The organism is Streptomyces sp. NPDC051207 (genome assembly GCF_040682395.1).
Lineage (GTDB): Bacteria > Actinomycetota > Actinomycetes > Streptomycetales > Streptomycetaceae > Streptomyces.
Genome location: NZ_JBFBAX010000017.1, coordinates 36,144 through 51,586 on the forward strand (window position 1 = coordinate 36,144; position 15,443 = coordinate 51,586).

Below are 15,443 nucleotides of genomic sequence, written 5' to 3' on the forward strand. Positions count from 1 at the left end.
GCCGTCGCCGCCGTACCGCGGGCCCGGTCACCGCCCCTGGTCAGCGCGGTCGGTGAGCTATGTTGAGCGCTGTGGGAGACGAAGGAGGCGCACCGGTGCCATCGCCGCAGCAGGCACGCGCACAGGCGTCCGCGATCACCTCGGGAAGGACCGCTCCCGTGGCGGAGCCCTCCCCGACCTCCCGGCTGCGCGCCCTGTTCGACCAGCCACGGCTCTCCCCCGGACAGCGGCGCATCGCCCAGTACCTGATCGAGCACCTCACCGAGGCGGCGTTCCTGTCGATCACCGACCTCGCGGACCGGGTGGGGGTGAGCCAGCCGTCGGTGACGCGGTTCGCCTCGGCCGTCGGCTTCAGCGGCTACCCGGCGCTGCGGGAGCGGCTCCAGGCGATCGCGCTCGGCACCCTCGCGGGCGGCCCCGGCGAGGAGAACCGCGCCAACGAGCTGCAGGCGGCCGTCGACGCCGAGATCGAGAACCTGGAGAACCTGCGCCGGGACCTCGCCGACCCCGACCGGGTCATCGACGTCGGCCGCAAGCTGTCCGGGTCGGTGCCGCTGACGGTCCTCGGCCTGCGCATCTCCGGGTCGCTCGCCGAGTACTTCGCCTACGCCGCCCGCCGCATCCACCCCGACGTACGGCTGGTCACGCGCGGCGGAACCGTCGCCTACGACGCGCTGCTGCAGTCCCGGGAGGCGGGTGGCACCTGGGTGCTGGCGTTCTCCCTGCCCCGGCACGCCCACGAGACGCTGGGCGCGGTGCGGGTCGCGCGGCGGGCCGGGCTCAAGGTGGCCCTCGTCACCGACCTGGCGCTCGGCCCGATCGCGGACGAGGCCGACGTGACCTTCGCCAGCGGGACGGGCTCCCGCCTGGTGTTCGACTCGTACGCGGCACCGGGCGTGATGTGCGCGGCGCTGCTCCAGGCCATGACCGACGCCGATCCGGAGCGGACGCAGGCGCGGCTGGAGGAGTACGAGCAGATCGCCGACGAGCACCGGTTCTTCCTCGGGGACTGAGCGGGTTCTTCCTCAAGGACTGGGCGGGCGCGGGCCGTTGGGCTCTCGGGCGTCCCCTCTGTACGGGCCTGCACCGACAGCGCGACGCTTTACGGCACGCATGAATGTTTTCATGCTTCTTGCCAAGTCGACGGCATATATAAATACTGCTCCCGCTGCATGAACACCCGCCGCCGACTCCTACCCGCCCCGGCGCTCCGGGTGTTCGTCCGGGCCCCCGCCTGTGCGGGAGCCCGTGGCGGTCCCGGTCATCCCCTAGGCCGGGGCCGCCCCCCGCCCCGTCGCCCCCCGACGCCGCCGCACCACCGGAAGCGATGATCATGCCCCTGACGTCCACGCGCACCAGCCAGGACTGGCCCTGCCAGGTCAAGCCCCCCGGCAGCTACGACTGGGAGCGGTCGGCGGTCAGGTGGCTGCGCGAGCTGGTGCCCGCGCGCTACGGCGGCTATCCCGCGCTGATGCGCCACCCCGTGCTGCTCGCCCGGCACGCGCAGATCCAGGTCGAGCACGAGATCCGGGTGGCCCGCACCGCCCTGCAGACCGCGCGGGCCGACCTGCCCCGGCTCGGCCTCCACGAGTCCGTGATCGAACACACGATCAAGTTGTACGCGGCCGAGGTCCGCCAGCTCCAGCACATCGCGCGCAGTGTCCGCGCGGTCACCCGGGCGCTGACGGGACCGGACTCAGGCCGCTGAGCTGCGCGATTGCGATCCGCGGGCCGAGGTCGGTCACGCCCGACGACGCGCCCGGCAGGGGAACATTACGTGTGGGTAAGCCGGGCAACGAACCGGGATGCGTGTGCGATGCTCAAGCCGTGACGAGCGAGCCCACCCGCCCGGCCGAGTCCGGTGTCGCGCCGGACACGGTCGCGCTGGCCAAGGTGGTCGCCAGGCAGCGGGCCGAGATGGAACGGCTGCGCGAGCTGGCGGCGACCTCGGCTGTCCTGGAACGGGCGGTGGGCGCGGTGATGGCCGTGAGCGGCTGCTCCCCGGACGCCGCGCGCGACACCCTGGTGCAGCGGGCCAAGGCGGCGAACCGGACGCTGCTGGAGGAGTGCTGGATCGCGCTCGGCAGCCTGGTCCCGCCACTGACCGGGGCGCAGGCCTCCGGTTCCGCCGGGCCCGTTCCCCAGGTCCCCGCGGTGTCCGGGCCCGACGTGCCCGGCGAGGCCGCCTCCCCCGGCGACGTGGCCGCCGCTCTGGGACGCCTCGGCCGGGCCCTCGTACGGGTCGGCGGTCCGCAGGAGCTCGCCGAGTGCCTGCTGGATCACCTCGCGCCGAGCACCGGCGCCGACACGGTCGTGCTGTATGCCCGCCGGCCCTCCGGAGCACTGGAGCTGATCGGGCACGCCGGCATCGGCGACCCGCACGCCGACCAGTGGAAGCATGTGCCGCCGCTGGCCGGGTTCCCGGCGTTCGACGCCCTGCGGGACCGCGAGCCGCGCTGGGTGGAGGACACCGGCGCCGACCGCGACGACCCCCGGCTGCCCGTCGGGCAGCCGCCCTGGCGCCGCCGCTCCCAGGCGTGGCTGCCGGTGCCGATGCCGAACGCGGACGACGTGTGCGTCGGCGTGCTCCGCCCGCACCCCGGCGTCTTCACGCCCCGCCACCGCGAGCACCTGCGCGGCGCCGCCCTGCTGTGTTCCGGCCCGCTGCGCCTGTTCGGCCCCCGCCAGGGGGACACCACCACCGGTGACACCGCCGAGGCCGCCCTGCGCTCCCTGTTCGACGCGCTGCCGGTCGCGGCGATGCTGCTCACGCCGCTGCGCTCGCCGTCGGGACGCGTCGAGGACTACCGCATCGACGCCGTGACCTCGCATGCCGCCGACATCGTCGGCCGCGCGGGCGACGAGCTGACCGGACGGCGGCTGCTGGAGTGCTGCCCGGCCATGGGACGCGAGCCGGTGTGGCGCGGCTGCCTGCGCACCCTGACCACCGGGGAGCCCCACGAGGGCGCCCCCTTCGCGTACCAGGAGGTCGTGGCGGGCGTCGCCGAGCTGTCCACGTACGCGGTCCGGGTGACGCGGCTGGGTGACCGGCTGGTCGTCACCTGGCTTCGGCACGACGCCTCCGACCTGCAAGAACAGCGGCTGGCGGATCTGCAGCGGCTGGGCAGCGTGGGCTGGGCGGACTGGAACCTGGTCACCCAGGAGGCCGCCTGGTCGTCCCAGGTCTTCACCCTGTTCGGCCGGGAACCCGCGCACGGCCCCGTCCGTCTCGCCGAACTGTCCGACCTCGCGCTGCCCGAGGACGCCCCGGCGCTGGCACGGGCCGTCGAGGCGCTCCAGGCGGAGGGCCGGCCGTTCGACCTGCCGGTCCGGGTCAGGGCGGCGGGCGCCGTACGGCACCTGCGCATCGTCGCCGAGGCGGTCGAGGACATGAGCGGCACGCCGGTCGAGGTGCACGGCGTCGTGCAGGACCTGACCGCCCGGCGCCGGGTGGAGCTGGCCCTGGTGGAGAGCGAGCGGGCCATCCTGTCGCAGCACGACGTGCTGCGCGCCGAGCGCACCCTGGCGGCCCGCCTCCAGCACGCGCTGCTGCCGCTGCCGAAGCGGTCCATGCGGCTGGCGGGGCTGCACGTCGACGTCGCCTATCTGCCCGCGCAGTCCGGCGTGAACGTCGGCGGCGACTGGTTCTCGGCGATCGAGCTGCCGGACGGCGAGGCCCTGTTCGTCGTCGGCGACGTCGCCGGGCACGGCATCGACGCCGTGGCCACCATGGCCCAGCTCCGCTTCACCGCCAAGGGCATGGTCATCACGGGTTCGTCGCTGACCGGCGCGCTCGCCCGGCTCAACAGGCTGCTGCTGCACTCCCACGACTCGCACGGCACGGCGACCATGGTCCTGGCCTGCTACCGGGCCCAGGCGCGCCGGCTGGTCTGGGCGCAGGCCGGTCACCCGGCGCCGCTGCTGCTGCGCGACGGCCAGGCACGCTTCCTGGAGCGGCCGAGAGGCGTGCTGCTCGGGGCGAGCCCCAGCCCCGTCTTCGAGGAGGGCGAGTGCCTCCTGCGGCCCGGTGACCGGGTGCTGATGTACACGGACGGCCTGGTCGAGCGGCCCGAGGAGCCCATAGACCGGGGCCTGCAAAGGCTCGCCCGGGCCGTCGAGGCACACGCGGACCACACGGACTCCGCGCTGGAACCGGTGCTCGCGGCGATGCTCGAAGAGGAGCGGCGCGACGACGTGTGCGTGCTCGACATCCGGGTCCCGGACGACGGCCCTGCCGACGCGCTGCCCCAGTAGGCCGATTCCGCCCACCAGGGGGTTCTCAGTCGACCGGGTGCCCCGGCGTGATGTCCAGGGCGTCCGCCAGGCGCAGCAGCCGGCCCTCGCCGGGCTCCCGCCCGCCCCACTCCACCGGGTCGAGGACGAAGCCGACGTGGTCGCCGCCCCCGGCGCGCAGCACCACCCGGCCGACGAACCAGGCCGCAGCGTCCTCCAGTACGACGGCCCCGCCGTACCCCTCACGCCAGCCGACCCGCGCGAATTTGTCCTCCCGGTCCCCGGTGTGTCCGCCGAACACCTCGGCCAGGCCGTGCTGGTCCGGGGTGAGGAGGTGGACGGCCAGCACGTCGGCGCGGCGGGCCACCCGATAGGTGCGGTTGACCTCGGACAGCCACACCACGAACCGCACGGGATCGAGGGAGCACTGCGAGGCGAAGCCGACCAGGCAGCCGCCCCGCTCGCCGCCCGCCGAGGCCGTGACCACGCACATGTCGGGGTTCAGCCACCCCGTGAACGCGTCCATGTCCGCCATGCCGCCGCCGTCCCCTTCCCGTGCCCGGTCGCTTCCGCCTGCCGGGTACCCGTCCGGCTCGGCACGGCACCTTCGGCCGTGCCGTCCCGGCCCGGGGCCCGGGGTGCGCAGTCAGCCCGCCGCGAGGAAGCGGTGCAGGGAGGCCCGCAGCGCGGCGACGAAGGCGTCCCGCCGGGTGTCGTCGAGGGCGTCCAGGGACAGGTACGGGTTGAGGTCCTCCAGCTCGACCAGCAGCAGTTCGCCGTCGGGCGCGCGGCAGGCGTCGACCCGCTGGATGCCGTGGTCGATGCCGTTCCAGTCGATGAAGCGGCGCGCGAACTCCAGGTCCGCCGCGGTCGCTTCGTAGGGCCGCAGCTCCCAGCGCCGGCCAGGATCCGGCGCGTACAGGGCGTACTGGAAGTCGTGGTCAACGTAGTAGAACGAGACCTCGTAGGCGAAGTCGACGCGCGGCTGCACGAGGACCTCGCCGCGCACCTCGTCCCGCACGCGGTCGGCGGGGACGATCCGCAGGCCGATGGAGTCGGCGCCCAGCTTGGGCTTGACGACGTACTGGTCCGCCGCGGGCAGCCGGTCGAGGTCCTCGGCGCGGTCGACGGTGGGGATGACGGGGTGTCCCGCGGCGGTCAGGTCGAGCAGGTACTGCTTGCCGGCCATGTCGGCGCGCCCGGAGAGCTGGTTGTAGACGCGGGTACCGCGCTCGGCCGCACGCGCGCGGAACGCGGCGTACGCCTCCTGGTGGTCGAGCACGGGCCCGCTGTTGCGCACGACCACGGCGTCGAAGGCGTCCATGAGGGCGACGGCGTCCCGTGGGTGGCACAGGGCGAGGCCGAAGTCCTCGCGCAGGCGGGCGGTGAGGAAGATGTCCTCGTCGCAGTAGCGGCGCCCGCGGGCCGGATAGGCCAGGTCGGTGACGTACAGGAGGCGGGGGCGGGCGTGCGGCATGCGGGGCTCCTCGGCGGTGACTGGGGAGATCGTATGCGACCCGGTCCGCCGTCATGGCCTCACCGAAGGTACTGAGTTCCCTCACAGGGCAGCACTGAGTGCCATCGGGGCCGGGCAGGTGCTACGTTCCCGTTCATGAGCTCCAGCAGTGCGGCGCCCCGCCGCGGCGAGAAGGCGGCGGCCGGGAAGCCGCCCATGCGGGACGCGCTGGTCGCGGCGGCCTTCCAGCTGTTCCTGGAGCGCGGCTACGAGCAGACCACGGTGGACGACATCGTGGCGCTCGCCGGAGTCGGACGCCGGTCGTTCTTCCGCTACTTCCCCTCCAAGGAGGACGTGGTCTTCCCCGACCACGAGCGGTGCCTGGCGGACATGACGGCGTTCCTCGCGTCCGGCGGCCACGAGGACGAGCCGGTGGCGCGGGTCTGCGAGGCGGCCCGGCTGGTGCTGGGCATGTACGCCGAGAACCCGTCCTTCTCGGTGCAGCGCTACCGCCTCACCAAGCGGGTGCCCGGGCTGCGCGCGTACGAGCTGTCGGTGGTGTGGCGGTACGAGCGCGCCCTCGCCGAGTACCTGCGCGGGCGGTTCGCCGGCCGGCGGGACGGCACGCTCCAGGCGGACGTGATCGCGGCGGCGGTCGTGGCGGCGCACAACAACGCCCTGCGGTCCTGGCTGCGTTCGGACGGCCAGGGGGACGCGAGTGCCGCGTTCGACCACGCGGTGGGGTACGTGCGGTCCGCGTTCGGCGCTCCGGCCGCGCCGCCCGCCGACGAGCGGCCCGAGGACGTGGTGATCGTGGTCTCCCGGCGCGGGGCGCCGCTGTGGCGGGTCGTCCAGGAGATCGAGACCACGCTCGCCGGGGACTGAGCGGCGCTTCGCACAGGGCCGATCCCCGGCGAATATGGGGTACCGAGTGCCTTTACGAGTGACACTCAGTGCCATACCCTGTGGCTGTGCACGGTGGCACGGCGAACCGGGCACGCGCGTGCCCGGCTGTCCGCGCACGCGGGATTCCGGCGAGTGCAGGGAGTTGACAGCGTGTACCACCACTCAGGAAACGCCACTCAGCAGGCAGCCGGCTCCGCGACGGGCGTCCTCGCACCCGAGGCCCCGGACAAGGACGCGATCCTCTTCCAGCGCTGCGCCTGGTGCGGCACCGCCATGTACCACCGGCTGCTGTGCCCGGTGTGCCGCGGCAGCGACCTGCGCACGGAGCGCAGCGCGGGCACCGGCACGGTCCGCCACTCCACGGTGGTGCACCGCAACACGCCCGCCGCGCGCAATGTGTCGCTGATCGAGATGAGCGAGGGCTTCGTGGTGCGCGGCCGGGTGATGGGCCCGCCCATCGGCATCCACAGCGGGGACCGGGTACGGCTGTCCACCGCCAAGGACCCGGTGCGGGGCGAGCCGGTCTTCCAGCTCGTCGACGAGCCGTACCGCGCCTGGACCTGACGGGGCCCGCCGCGGGTCAGCCGGTCAGGGTGACCCGGATGCCGACGGTGCCCTTCAGTCCGCGGCGCAGCCTGCTGCCGAACAGGCTGAGGCGGCCGACGAGCCCGTACTTGCGGGCGATCAGTTGCCGGTAGCGGGCGACCGTGGCGTCGTCCACGATCTCGGCGGTGGCCGGGTGCTGCTCGCCGGTCGGGTTGCCGCGCAGGTCGCAGGGGCCCGCGAGGACGTCGGCGCGGGCCCGGATCCGCTTCACCTTCCACGAATCGGCGGCCGTCCACACGCCGAGCGCGTCGCCGTCGCGCACCGCCCACACCGGCGTGGCCACCGGGGTGCCGTTCTTGCGGTAGCTGGTGAGGAGCAGGTACTTCCCGGCAGCGAGCCGGTCGAGCAACGCGTCGTCCATGGCGGGCAGTCTAGGGGGGTGGCCCGCTCACGACTCCCCCTCGGCCGCCGCCGCCATGCGCCGCACCGCCTCCGTGAGGATGCCGGGCGACGTGGCCAGGTTGAGGCGTACGTGGCCCGCGCCGCCGGTGCCGAAGGGCAGCCCCGAGCTGAGGGCCACTTTGCCGCGGCGCAGGAACACCTCCGCCGGGTCGTCGCCGAGGCCGAGGGCACGGCAGTCCAGCCAGGCGAGGCAGGTCGCCTCGCCGGGACGATGGGCGACGGCGGGCAGGTGCGCGGCCAGCAGCCCGGCGAGCAGCCGCCGGTTGGCGTCCAGCCCGGCCAGCAGGGCGTCCAGCCACGCGGTGCCGTCCCGCAGGGCCGCCGTGTGGGCGAGGACGCCGACGTGGCTCGGGCCGTGGCTCACCTCCTCGGGCAGCCGGGCGAGATCGGCCGCCGCGCCGGGTCCGGCGACGGCGAGGGCGGCCTTCAGACCGGCCAGGTTCCACCCCTTGGACGCCGACATCAGCGACAGGCCGCGCTCGGCACCCGGCACGCTCAGGTACGGCACGAAACCGGGCCCGGCCGTGACGAGCGGGGCGTGGATCTCGTCGGCGACGACGCGGACGCCGTACCGCTCGGCGAGAGCGGCGACGGCGGCCAGCTCGGCGGCGGTGTGCACGGTGCCGGTCGGGTTGTGCGGGCTGCACAACAGGTAGGCCGCCCGGCCCCCGTGGGCGACGGCCGCCGCGAAGGCCTCCTCCAGGGCGGCGGCGTCGAGCCGTCCGTCCGCCCCGAGCGGCGCCTCCACGACCCTGCGGTCCATGTGCTCCACGAACGGGAAGAACGGCGGGTACACGGGCGGGTTGACAACGACCGGGTCGCCGGGTCCGGTGACCAGCTTCAGCATCTCGACCACGCCGAGCATCACGTCGGGCACGATCGCGGTGCGCTCCACAGCGATCCCCTCCCAGCCCCACCGCTTCTCGGCGAACCCGGCCAGGGCCTCGGCGTAGGCCGTCCCGGCCGGGTAGCCGGTGTCGCCGAGCGCGAGGGCGTCGGCGACGGCGCGGACGGCCGGTTCGGCGAGCGGCACGTCCATCTCGGCCACCCACAGCGGCAGCACGTCGTCCGGGTAGGTGCGCCACTTCATGCTCGTACGGCGCCGGAGGTCGTCCAGGCCGAGCGCGCACAGCGGATTGGGTTCACCGGACATCTCGTGCGGGGTCCTGGTCATGAACACACGATAGGGACCGTGGCGGTGGCGCGGAATCACGCGTGCGGGCCGCCGGACGGGGCGGGCGGGGCGCCGGTGGCGGGTGACGGAAGACGCCGAAGACTCGTCAGAGATCAACTCGGGGGTCTAAATTGCTGTTTGTCCGCGCACGTCACCACCCCGGGAGTTCCCGTGACCGAGAACCCGCCGGCCGAGCAGCACGCCCAGCGGCCGCTGCTCGACCGCATCAACACCTCGCAGCCGCACACGGCCCGCATCTGGAACTACTGGCTCGACGGCAAGGACAACTACGAGGTCGACCGTGCGGCCGGCGACCAGATACGCCAACTGCACCCGGGCATCGGTGAGTACGCCCGCGCCGACCGGCTGTTCCTCGGCAGGGCGGTGCGTCACCTCGTCGCCGAGGCGGGCATCCGCCAGTTCCTCGACATCGGCACCGGGCTGCCCACCGCCGACAACACGCACGAGGTCGCCCAGCGCATCGCGCCGGACTCCCGGATCGTCTACGTCGACAACGACCCGCTGGTGCTCACCCACGCCCGCGCGCTGCTCACCAGCTCCCCCGAGGGCCGCACCGACTATCTCGACGAGGACCTGCGCAACGTCGACGCGATCCTCGAACACGCGGCGCGGACCCTGGACTTCACGCAGCCCGTCGGGCTGATGCTGCTGGGCGTGGTCATCTTCCTGCGGGACGACGAGGACCCCTACGGCGTGGTGCGGCGGCTGGTCGACGCGCTGCCGCCGGGCAGCCACCTGGTGCTGTCGCACACCATCACCAGCCCGTCGATGCCCGACGTGGACGAGGCGGTCACGTTCTGGAACGAGCACGGCACTCCGAAGCTGACCCAGCGCACGCCCGAGGACGTCGCCCGCTTCTTCGACGGCCTGGAGCTGCTGGAGCCGGGGGTCGTGTCCTGCTCCCGCTGGCGTCCGGAGCCCGAGGACGGTCCCGAGCCGGCCGAGGTGGCCATGTACTGCGGAGTGGGCCGCAAGGGCTGAGCGGAACGCTGAACGAGCCGGGCCGTGTCGGCTTCGGACGGGCCCCGCGGCGGTCGACGTGGGGCCGGTCGGCCGGGCGTGAGCGGGACGGTGGCCGCCACGGCGCCGGCCGGCCCCCCACCGGGTGAGGTGCTCGTCCAGCAGGGCCAGGCAGGCGACGCCCGCGCCGGCGAGCAACCCGTCGGCGGCCTCGGCGCGGTCCGGCGGAGCCACCGGGTGCCGGCCACAGCGCGGGCACCGTGACAGCGATGCCCGCCCAGGCGAGGGCGCCGGGCCGGCCGCCAAGCAGGAAACCCCCGCAGAGCACGGACAGGACGACGCCTGTGACGGCGCTCACCGGCACGACGACGCTCATGGCGCCCCGGCCCAGCCCCGGTCGAGGGCCGGCCAGGCGGTGCCGCTGTCGACGCCGGGCAGCGCGCCCCACATCAGGTCCGCGGGGCGCGCGGCGCCGGCCGGCACGAGGAGGGCGGCCAGACAGGCGAGCAGGAGCCCGCCCACCTGACCGAGGAAGGTGACGGCCGTGCAGGAGACACGTCCGGACAGCAGGCCGCCGACGAAGTCGACGACGCCGTAACAGACGGCCGGGGCCAGTGCGAGGAGGGCACCATCGGGTGACGGAGTGCCCAGGGACGAGGATGCGATGCGCGGGGGCGACTGCGGCACTCAGGCCGCGGACACCCGCTGCGGGGCCGCGGAGGCCCATTCCAGGACGAGGCGCTGGTACTCCTCGCGCTGTTCGACGCTGAGTGTCCCGCCCGACCTGAGCCACAGGGCCCGGATCTCCTCGTTGACCTCGTCAGCCGATCGCTCGGAGGTAGGTTCAACAGTGGTGGACATGCTGTGAAGCATACGGCGCCAGAGGTGAAGGCGACGTGAGTAAGCACCCGCAAAAGGTGCATACCGGACCGTGTCCCTGCTCACGTCCGCCCGGGCCGCCCGGAGAGGCAGTTCCCCGCCGCGACCGGGGAGTTCACACCCGTCCGGCGCCCCGCCGTCCCCGGCCGGGCGCCGGACGGGCCGGGTGCCGGTCAGGTGCCCGGCTTGCGGCCGTACACGTACACGTCGTCGCCGTTCTTCAGCAGCGACCAGTACTTCTTGGCGGCGGTGGTGGTCATGTTGACGCAGCCGTGCGAGCCCGGCGGGTTCCACATGCTGAGGCCCGCCTGGTGGAAGGCCTGCCCGCCGTCGAAGAACTGGCTGTACGGCATCGGCACGTCATAAATGGTCGAGACGTGGTCGATGTTGCGCCAGTAGATCTTCTTCAGGCCGGTGCGGGTCTCGTAGCCGTCGCGTCCGGTGCGGACCGGGACCGGGCCGTACACGAGCCTGCTGCCGTCCTGGATCCAGCTCAGCTGGAGGGTGAGGTTCACGCAGGCTATGCGGCCCTTGTTCACCGGGCACGCGCCGTTCTTGTTGGGGTTCGTCCCGACGGCCCGCTGCTTCAGCATCAGGTCCATCACGCCCCAGGTGATGGGCCCGGCATAGCCGATGTTGGGACGGATGCCGTGCTTGTTCTGGAATGCCTGGATCGCCTGGCAGTCGGCCGTGGACTGCTTGCCGTCGACCGGCCGGCCCAGGAACTTCTCCACCTGCTTCTGGTACGGGCCGGCCGTCGTGGTGCAGCTCGCGGCCTGCGCTGGCGCGGTGCCGAGCGCCAGTGTGAGCGGTGCCACCAGCGCGGTCACCCCGACGGCCACGACTGCTCGTCTGCGTGTGTCCCCCATGACTGGTCATTCCTTTCGCGCGGAGTGCTCGCAGCGTCTGTCTGCGACATCTGCCAACTAGACCGGAGTTCGGCGCCCTCGGTTGTGGTCGCGCGGGGGCCGGTACGAAACGGTGACACTGCGCGGCCGCGACCTCACTCCCCGGCCCGCTCGACGGCCGCGCGGAACCCGGTGTTGACGGCGGTGAGCCCGCCGTCGACACACAGGGACGCGCCGGTGATCCAGGCCGCGTCGCGGGAGGCGAGGAAGGCGACGGCGGCGGCGATGTCGTCGGGTTCGCCGACCCGGCCCAGCGGATACAGCTCGCGGACCGCCTCCAGCTGGGCGTCGCGCCCCTCCCACGCCGTGGTGCGCACCGTGCCGGGCACCACCAGGTTGACACGGACACCCCGGGCGGCGGCGTGCCCGGCGAGGGTGCGGGTGAGGGAGGCGAGGCCGGCCTTGGCGGCGCTGTAGGCGTGGTTGCCGAAGTCCTGCAGCCCGTTGACCGAGCCGATGGAAACGATCGCGCCGCGCCCGGAGGCGGCCAGGTGCGGCAGGGCGGCGCGGCAGCAGCGGTAGGCACCGGTCAGGGTGAGGTCGAGGTCGCGCGCCCACGTCTCGTCGGGCTCGTCCTCGAAGCGCGGGGCGTCGCGGGTGCAGTGGTAGGCGTTGTTGACCAGGACGTCGAGCGTGCCGAAGGTCTCGACGGCGCGGGCGACGGCCGCCTCGACGGAATCCCGGTCGGCCACGTCGCAGGGGAACGCCTCGGCGGCCAGGCCGTGTTCGCGCAGCCCGTTCGCGGTCTTCTCGGCCGCGCTCAGGTCCACGTCGGTCACCAGCACCCGCGCCCCCTCCTCGGCGAACCGCCGCGCGGTGGCGGCGCCGATCCCGCGGGCGGCGCCGGTGACGAGAACTCCGTGGCCTGCAAAGCGTGTCGTGTCGGTCATGGGCCGACGGTACTGGCCCGGTGATCCGAACGGCAGAGGGCCGGCAGCGGGTGGCTTCCAGCGGTCCTCAGCGGTACCCGGTGGTGTCCGCCGGCCGGCCCGCGTCCTGGACCTCGACCAGGTAGCGCCAGGCGTCGGGGCGGCTGCCGTCGAGGTCCGTGAACCCGTACTCCTGGGCGAGCCCGCCGCTGGACAGCGACCTGCCGTTCCAGCGCGCCACCTCCGGGTCGGCGGCGAGGGCCGCCACGGCGCGGCCGACGTAGTGCGGGGTCTCGGAGATGGCGAAGTGCGGGACGCGCTCCAGGGCGTCGCGCCAGTTGTCCTCCCGCACGCCGAAGGTCTCCAGCATGATCTCCGAGCGCAGCCAGCCCGGTGTGAGCGCGACGGCGGTGGCGCCGCGCGGGCCGAGTTCGTGGCCGAGGGCGAAGGCCATGCGCAGCACGGACGCCTTGGCGAGGTCGTAGAAGAAGTTCACGCGGTAGGTGTCGCGGTTGTACTCGGCGGTGCCGTCGGTGACTTCGACGACCAGTCCGCCGGGGCTGCGCAGCAGCAGGGGCAGCGCGTGGTGGCTGGTGATCGCGTGCGTCTCCACGGCGAGGCGGAGCAGCCGCAGTCCCTTGTCGAGGTCGTGCTCCCAGACGGGGGTGTCCCACTGGAAGAGGTGCTCGCCGCCCCAGATGTCGTTGACGAGGACGTCGAGCCGGCCCTGCTCGTCGGCGATGCGGTCCACGAGGGCGCGGACCTGCCCGGCTTCGAGGTGGTCGGTGGGTACGGCGATGCCGTGCCCGCCGGCCGCGGTGACGAGGTCGGCGGTGTCCTCGATGGTCTCGGGGCGGTCGTACTCGGAGCGCCGCTCGCGCGTGGTACGGCCGGTGACGTACACCGTGGCACCGGCCGCGCCCAGTTCGGCCGCGATCCCCCGTCCGGCGCCGCGTGTCGCCCCGGCGACCAGCGCGACCTTGTCCTTCAGCGGCAGTGACATGTCCGACCTCCCGTATCCGGTGTGGCGGTCGCCCGTCGGCGGGCGACCGCCGCCTGCGGTGACCTTCGTCGTCCGAGGATGGCGGGTAAGCCGGACATCTCCTGTCGCCTTTCCGGACGCGTCGCCCGGCCGGTGGGGTCAGTGCCCGCGCGCGATCCATTCCTCGATGTGCGGTGCCTCGGCGCCGATGGTGGTCGCGTCGCCGTGGCCGGTGAGGACGTTCGTCCCGGGCGGCAGGGTGAGCAGCCGGTCGCGGATCGAGTCGATGATGGTCGGGAAGTGGGAGTAGGAGCGGCCGGTGGCGCCGGGGCCGCCCCGGAAGAGGGTGTCGCCGGTGAACACGGCGCCCAGGCCCGGGTCGTGGAGGCAGACCGCGCCGGGCGCGTGTCCGGGGGTGTGCAGCACGGTGAGGTCGGCGCCGGCGGCCTCGATGACCTGCCCGTCGGCCAGGTGGGCGTCGGGCAGACGGCCGGGGTGGGTCAGCTTCCACAGCGGCAGGTCGTCGGGGTGCAGCCAGACGGTGGCGCCGGTGCGGTCGGCGAGTGCGGGCGCGGCGTTGACGTGGTCGTTGTGGGCGTGGGTGCACACGACGGCGGTCAGGCGGCGGTCGCCGACCGCCTCGATGATGGCGTCGGCGTCGTGGGCGGCGTCGATGACGATCACCTCACGGTCGTCGCCGACGAGCCAGACGTTGTTCTCGACGTCCCAGGTGCCGCCGTCGAGCGTGAACTGCCCGGAGGTGACGACGCGTTCGATGCGGGCGGCCGTCACAGTGTCACCACCGAACGCAGGACGTCACCCGCGTGCATCCGCCCGAACGCCTTCTCCACCTCGTCCAGCCGGATCGTCTCGGTGACGAACGCAGCGAGGTCCAGGCGGCCCTGGAGATGGAGGTCGACGAGCATCGGGAAGTCACGGGACGGCAGGCAGTCCCCGTACCACGACGACTTCAGCGCGCCGCCCCGCCCGAACACGTCCAGCAGCGGCAGTTCCAGCTTCATCTCCGGGGTCGGCACGCCCACCAGTACCACCGTCCCGGCCAGGTCCCGGGCGTAGAAGGCCTGCCGGTACGTCTCCGGACACCCGACCGCCTCGATCACCACGTCCGCGCCGAACCCCCCGGTCAGCTCGCGGATCGCCTCCACCGGGTCCGTGTCACGGGAGTTGACCGTGTGCGTGGCACCCATCGCGCGGGCCGTCTCCAGCTTGCGGTCGTCGATGTCCACGCCGATGATCCTCGCCGCGCCCGCGAGGCGTGATCCGGCGATCGCCGCGTCTCCGACCCCGCCGCAGCCGATGACGGCGACCGTGTCGCCCCGGCCGACGCCGCCCGTGTTGATCGCCGCGCCGATGCCCGCCATCACCCCGCAGCCCAGCAGGCCCGCCACCTGCGGCGCCACCGCCGGGTCGACCTTGGTGCACTGCCCGGCGGCCACCAGCGTCTTCTCCGCGAACGCCCCGATCCCCAGCGCCGGGGACAGCTCCTGCCCCGTCGAGGCGAGCGTCATCCGCTGCCGGGCGTTGTGCGTGTCGAAGCAGTACCACGGCCTGCCCCGCAGACAGGCCCGGCACGCGCCGCACACGGCACGCCAGTTGAGGATCACGAAGTCGCCGGGCGCGATGTCCGTGACGCCCTCGCCGACCGACTCGACCACGCCCGCAGCCTCGTGCCCCAGCAGGAACGGGAAGTCGTCGCTGATGCCGCCCTGCTTGTAGTGCAGGTCGGTGTGGCACACCCCGCAGGCCTGCACCCGCACCACGGCCTCGCCCGGCCCCGGGTCGGGCACCACGACGGTCTCGATGCGTACCGGCTCGTCCCTGCCCGGTGCGATCACGCCGCGTACGTCCTGCGCCATGGTGCCGGCCCCTTCGTCGGTCCGTCGGTCCTTCGAGCCTACGCGTGACCGATCGGTAGCGGCACGTACCGACAGGGCGCCGAGCGGTTCCCCGGCCAGGAAAACCCCGGGGCCGGCGGGGGCCTGCCCACGTAGCCTGAGGGCCCGCCCCCCGACTCCCCAGGAGAGCC

17 protein-coding genes are annotated in these 15,443 nt (G+C 73.6%); 6 read left to right on the top strand and 11 right to left on the bottom strand.

Features of this window, described 5'->3' with window-relative positions:
• The first annotated feature begins 95 nt into the window (after positions 1–95).
• The 3 genes from AB0M97_RS18220 (at position 96) to AB0M97_RS18230 (ending at position 4,254) form a co-directional block, all read left to right on the top strand.
• Complete coding sequence (locus tag AB0M97_RS18220; RefSeq protein WP_365961877.1) at positions 96–1,013, top strand: MurR/RpiR family transcriptional regulator; 918 nt, start codon at positions 96–98, stop codon at positions 1,011–1,013.
• Between the two features lie 320 nt (positions 1,014–1,333).
• Positions 1,334–1,708 (top strand): hypothetical protein, encoded by a 375-nt coding sequence (locus AB0M97_RS18225; protein WP_365961878.1) that lies wholly within the window; start codon positions 1,334–1,336, stop codon positions 1,706–1,708.
• Positions 1,709–1,917: 209 nt separating this feature from the next.
• The gene (locus tag AB0M97_RS18230) at positions 1,918–4,254 is read left to right on the top strand and encodes a SpoIIE family protein phosphatase (RefSeq protein WP_365961982.1); all 2,337 of its coding nucleotides are present in this window, start codon (positions 1,918–1,920) and stop codon (positions 4,252–4,254) included.
• Positions 4,255–4,279: 25 nt separating this feature from the next.
• Here the strand turns inward: AB0M97_RS18230 and AB0M97_RS18235 are convergent, their stop codons facing one another.
• Both AB0M97_RS18235 and AB0M97_RS18240 read right to left on the bottom strand, forming a co-directional pair.
• Entirely contained in the window at positions 4,280–4,768 is a 489-nt protein-coding gene (locus AB0M97_RS18235) for a flavin reductase family protein (protein ID WP_365961879.1), read from the bottom strand.
• Positions 4,769–4,879: 111 nt separating this feature from the next.
• Positions 4,880–5,710 carry a hypothetical protein gene (locus tag AB0M97_RS18240; protein ID WP_365961880.1) on the bottom strand — a complete coding sequence of 277 codons (831 nt, stop codon included), beginning with the start codon at positions 5,708–5,710 and terminating at the stop codon, positions 4,880–4,882.
• Positions 5,711–5,845: 135 nt separating this feature from the next.
• Here AB0M97_RS18240 and AB0M97_RS18245 point away from each other — a divergent pair, with 135 nt between their 5' ends.
• Both AB0M97_RS18245 and AB0M97_RS18250 read left to right on the top strand, forming a co-directional pair.
• A complete protein-coding gene (locus AB0M97_RS18245; RefSeq protein ID WP_365961881.1) occupies positions 5,846–6,574 on the top strand; it encodes a TetR family transcriptional regulator in 729 nt (242 codons plus the stop codon).
• Between the two features lie 171 nt (positions 6,575–6,745).
• On the top strand, positions 6,746–7,159 hold the full coding sequence (locus AB0M97_RS18250) for a zinc ribbon domain-containing protein (protein ID WP_365961882.1): 414 nt from the start codon (positions 6,746–6,748) through the stop codon (positions 7,157–7,159).
• A 16-nt stretch (positions 7,160–7,175) separates the two neighbouring features.
• On the opposite strand, the gene AB0M97_RS18255 is transcribed toward AB0M97_RS18250, so the two are convergent.
• Positions 7,176–7,562, bottom strand: coding sequence for a PPOX class F420-dependent oxidoreductase (locus AB0M97_RS18255; protein ID WP_365961883.1), 387 nt, complete (start codon positions 7,560–7,562; stop codon positions 7,176–7,178).
• Between the two features lie 27 nt (positions 7,563–7,589).
• Complete coding sequence (locus tag AB0M97_RS18260) at positions 7,590–8,777, bottom strand: aminotransferase class I/II-fold pyridoxal phosphate-dependent enzyme (protein ID WP_365961884.1); 1,188 nt, start codon at positions 8,775–8,777, stop codon at positions 7,590–7,592.
• A gap of 171 nt (positions 8,778–8,948) precedes the next feature.
• Between AB0M97_RS18260 and AB0M97_RS18265 the strand changes: the two genes are divergently transcribed.
• The gene (locus AB0M97_RS18265) at positions 8,949–9,779 is read left to right on the top strand and encodes an SAM-dependent methyltransferase (protein WP_365961885.1); all 831 of its coding nucleotides are present in this window, start codon (positions 8,949–8,951) and stop codon (positions 9,777–9,779) included.
• 351 nt (positions 9,780–10,130) lie between these two features.
• Here the strand turns inward: AB0M97_RS18265 and AB0M97_RS18270 are convergent, their stop codons facing one another.
• The 7 genes from AB0M97_RS18270 to AB0M97_RS18300 form a co-directional block, all read right to left on the bottom strand.
• The gene (locus tag AB0M97_RS18270) at positions 10,131–10,445 is read right to left on the bottom strand and encodes a hypothetical protein (protein WP_365961886.1); all 315 of its coding nucleotides are present in this window, start codon (positions 10,443–10,445) and stop codon (positions 10,131–10,133) included.
• Positions 10,446–10,631, bottom strand: a complete 186-nt coding sequence (locus AB0M97_RS18275; RefSeq protein WP_365961887.1) for a hypothetical protein — start codon at positions 10,629–10,631, stop codon at positions 10,446–10,448. It lies immediately after the preceding gene.
• A gap of 179 nt (positions 10,632–10,810) precedes the next feature.
• Positions 10,811–11,506: a L,D-transpeptidase gene (locus tag AB0M97_RS18280; protein WP_365961888.1), complete on the bottom strand. Its 696-nt coding sequence runs from the start codon at positions 11,504–11,506 to the stop codon at positions 10,811–10,813.
• Between the two features lie 134 nt (positions 11,507–11,640).
• Positions 11,641–12,435 carry an SDR family NAD(P)-dependent oxidoreductase gene (locus AB0M97_RS18285; RefSeq protein ID WP_365961889.1) on the bottom strand — a complete coding sequence of 265 codons (795 nt, stop codon included), beginning with the start codon at positions 12,433–12,435 and terminating at the stop codon, positions 11,641–11,643.
• Positions 12,436–12,502: 67 nt separating this feature from the next.
• Entirely contained in the window at positions 12,503–13,417 is a 915-nt protein-coding gene (locus AB0M97_RS18290) for an SDR family oxidoreductase (RefSeq protein WP_365961890.1), read from the bottom strand.
• A gap of 138 nt (positions 13,418–13,555) precedes the next feature.
• On the bottom strand, positions 13,556–14,188 hold the full coding sequence (locus tag AB0M97_RS18295; RefSeq protein WP_365961891.1) for an MBL fold metallo-hydrolase: 633 nt from the start codon (positions 14,186–14,188) through the stop codon (positions 13,556–13,558).
• The gene (locus AB0M97_RS18300; protein WP_365961892.1) at positions 14,185–15,273 is read right to left on the bottom strand and encodes an S-(hydroxymethyl)mycothiol dehydrogenase; all 1,089 of its coding nucleotides are present in this window, start codon (positions 15,271–15,273) and stop codon (positions 14,185–14,187) included. The genes AB0M97_RS18295 and AB0M97_RS18300 overlap by 4 nt, the downstream gene beginning before the upstream one ends.
• Between the last annotated feature and the right edge of the window lie 170 nt (positions 15,274–15,443).

Coding starts and splice junctions, on each gene's coding strand:
- AB0M97_RS18225 (WP_365961878.1), top strand. CDS start 1,334: ATGCCCCTGACGTCCACGCGCACCAGCCAGGACTGGCCCTGCCAGGTC.
- AB0M97_RS18230 (WP_365961982.1), top strand. CDS start 1,918: ATGGAACGGCTGCGCGAGCTGGCGGCGACCTCGGCTGTCCTGGAACGG.
- AB0M97_RS18235 (WP_365961879.1), bottom strand. CDS start 4,768: ATGGCGGACATGGACGCGTTCACGGGGTGGCTGAACCCCGACATGTGC.
- AB0M97_RS18240 (WP_365961880.1), bottom strand. CDS start 5,710: ATGCCGCACGCCCGCCCCCGCCTCCTGTACGTCACCGACCTGGCCTAT.
- AB0M97_RS18245 (WP_365961881.1), top strand. CDS start 5,846: ATGAGCTCCAGCAGTGCGGCGCCCCGCCGCGGCGAGAAGGCGGCGGCC.
- AB0M97_RS18255 (WP_365961883.1), bottom strand. CDS start 7,562: ATGGACGACGCGTTGCTCGACCGGCTCGCTGCCGGGAAGTACCTGCTC.
- AB0M97_RS18260 (WP_365961884.1), bottom strand. CDS start 8,777: ATGACCAGGACCCCGCACGAGATGTCCGGTGAACCCAATCCGCTGTGC.
- AB0M97_RS18275 (WP_365961887.1), bottom strand. CDS start 10,631: ATGCTTCACAGCATGTCCACCACTGTTGAACCTACCTCCGAGCGATCG.
- AB0M97_RS18280 (WP_365961888.1), bottom strand. CDS start 11,506: ATGGGGGACACACGCAGACGAGCAGTCGTGGCCGTCGGGGTGACCGCG.
- AB0M97_RS18285 (WP_365961889.1), bottom strand. CDS start 12,435: ATGACCGACACGACACGCTTTGCAGGCCACGGAGTTCTCGTCACCGGC.
- AB0M97_RS18290 (WP_365961890.1), bottom strand. CDS start 13,417: ATGTCACTGCCGCTGAAGGACAAGGTCGCGCTGGTCGCCGGGGCGACA.
- AB0M97_RS18300 (WP_365961892.1), bottom strand. CDS start 15,273: ATGGCGCAGGACGTACGCGGCGTGATCGCACCGGGCAGGGACGAGCCG.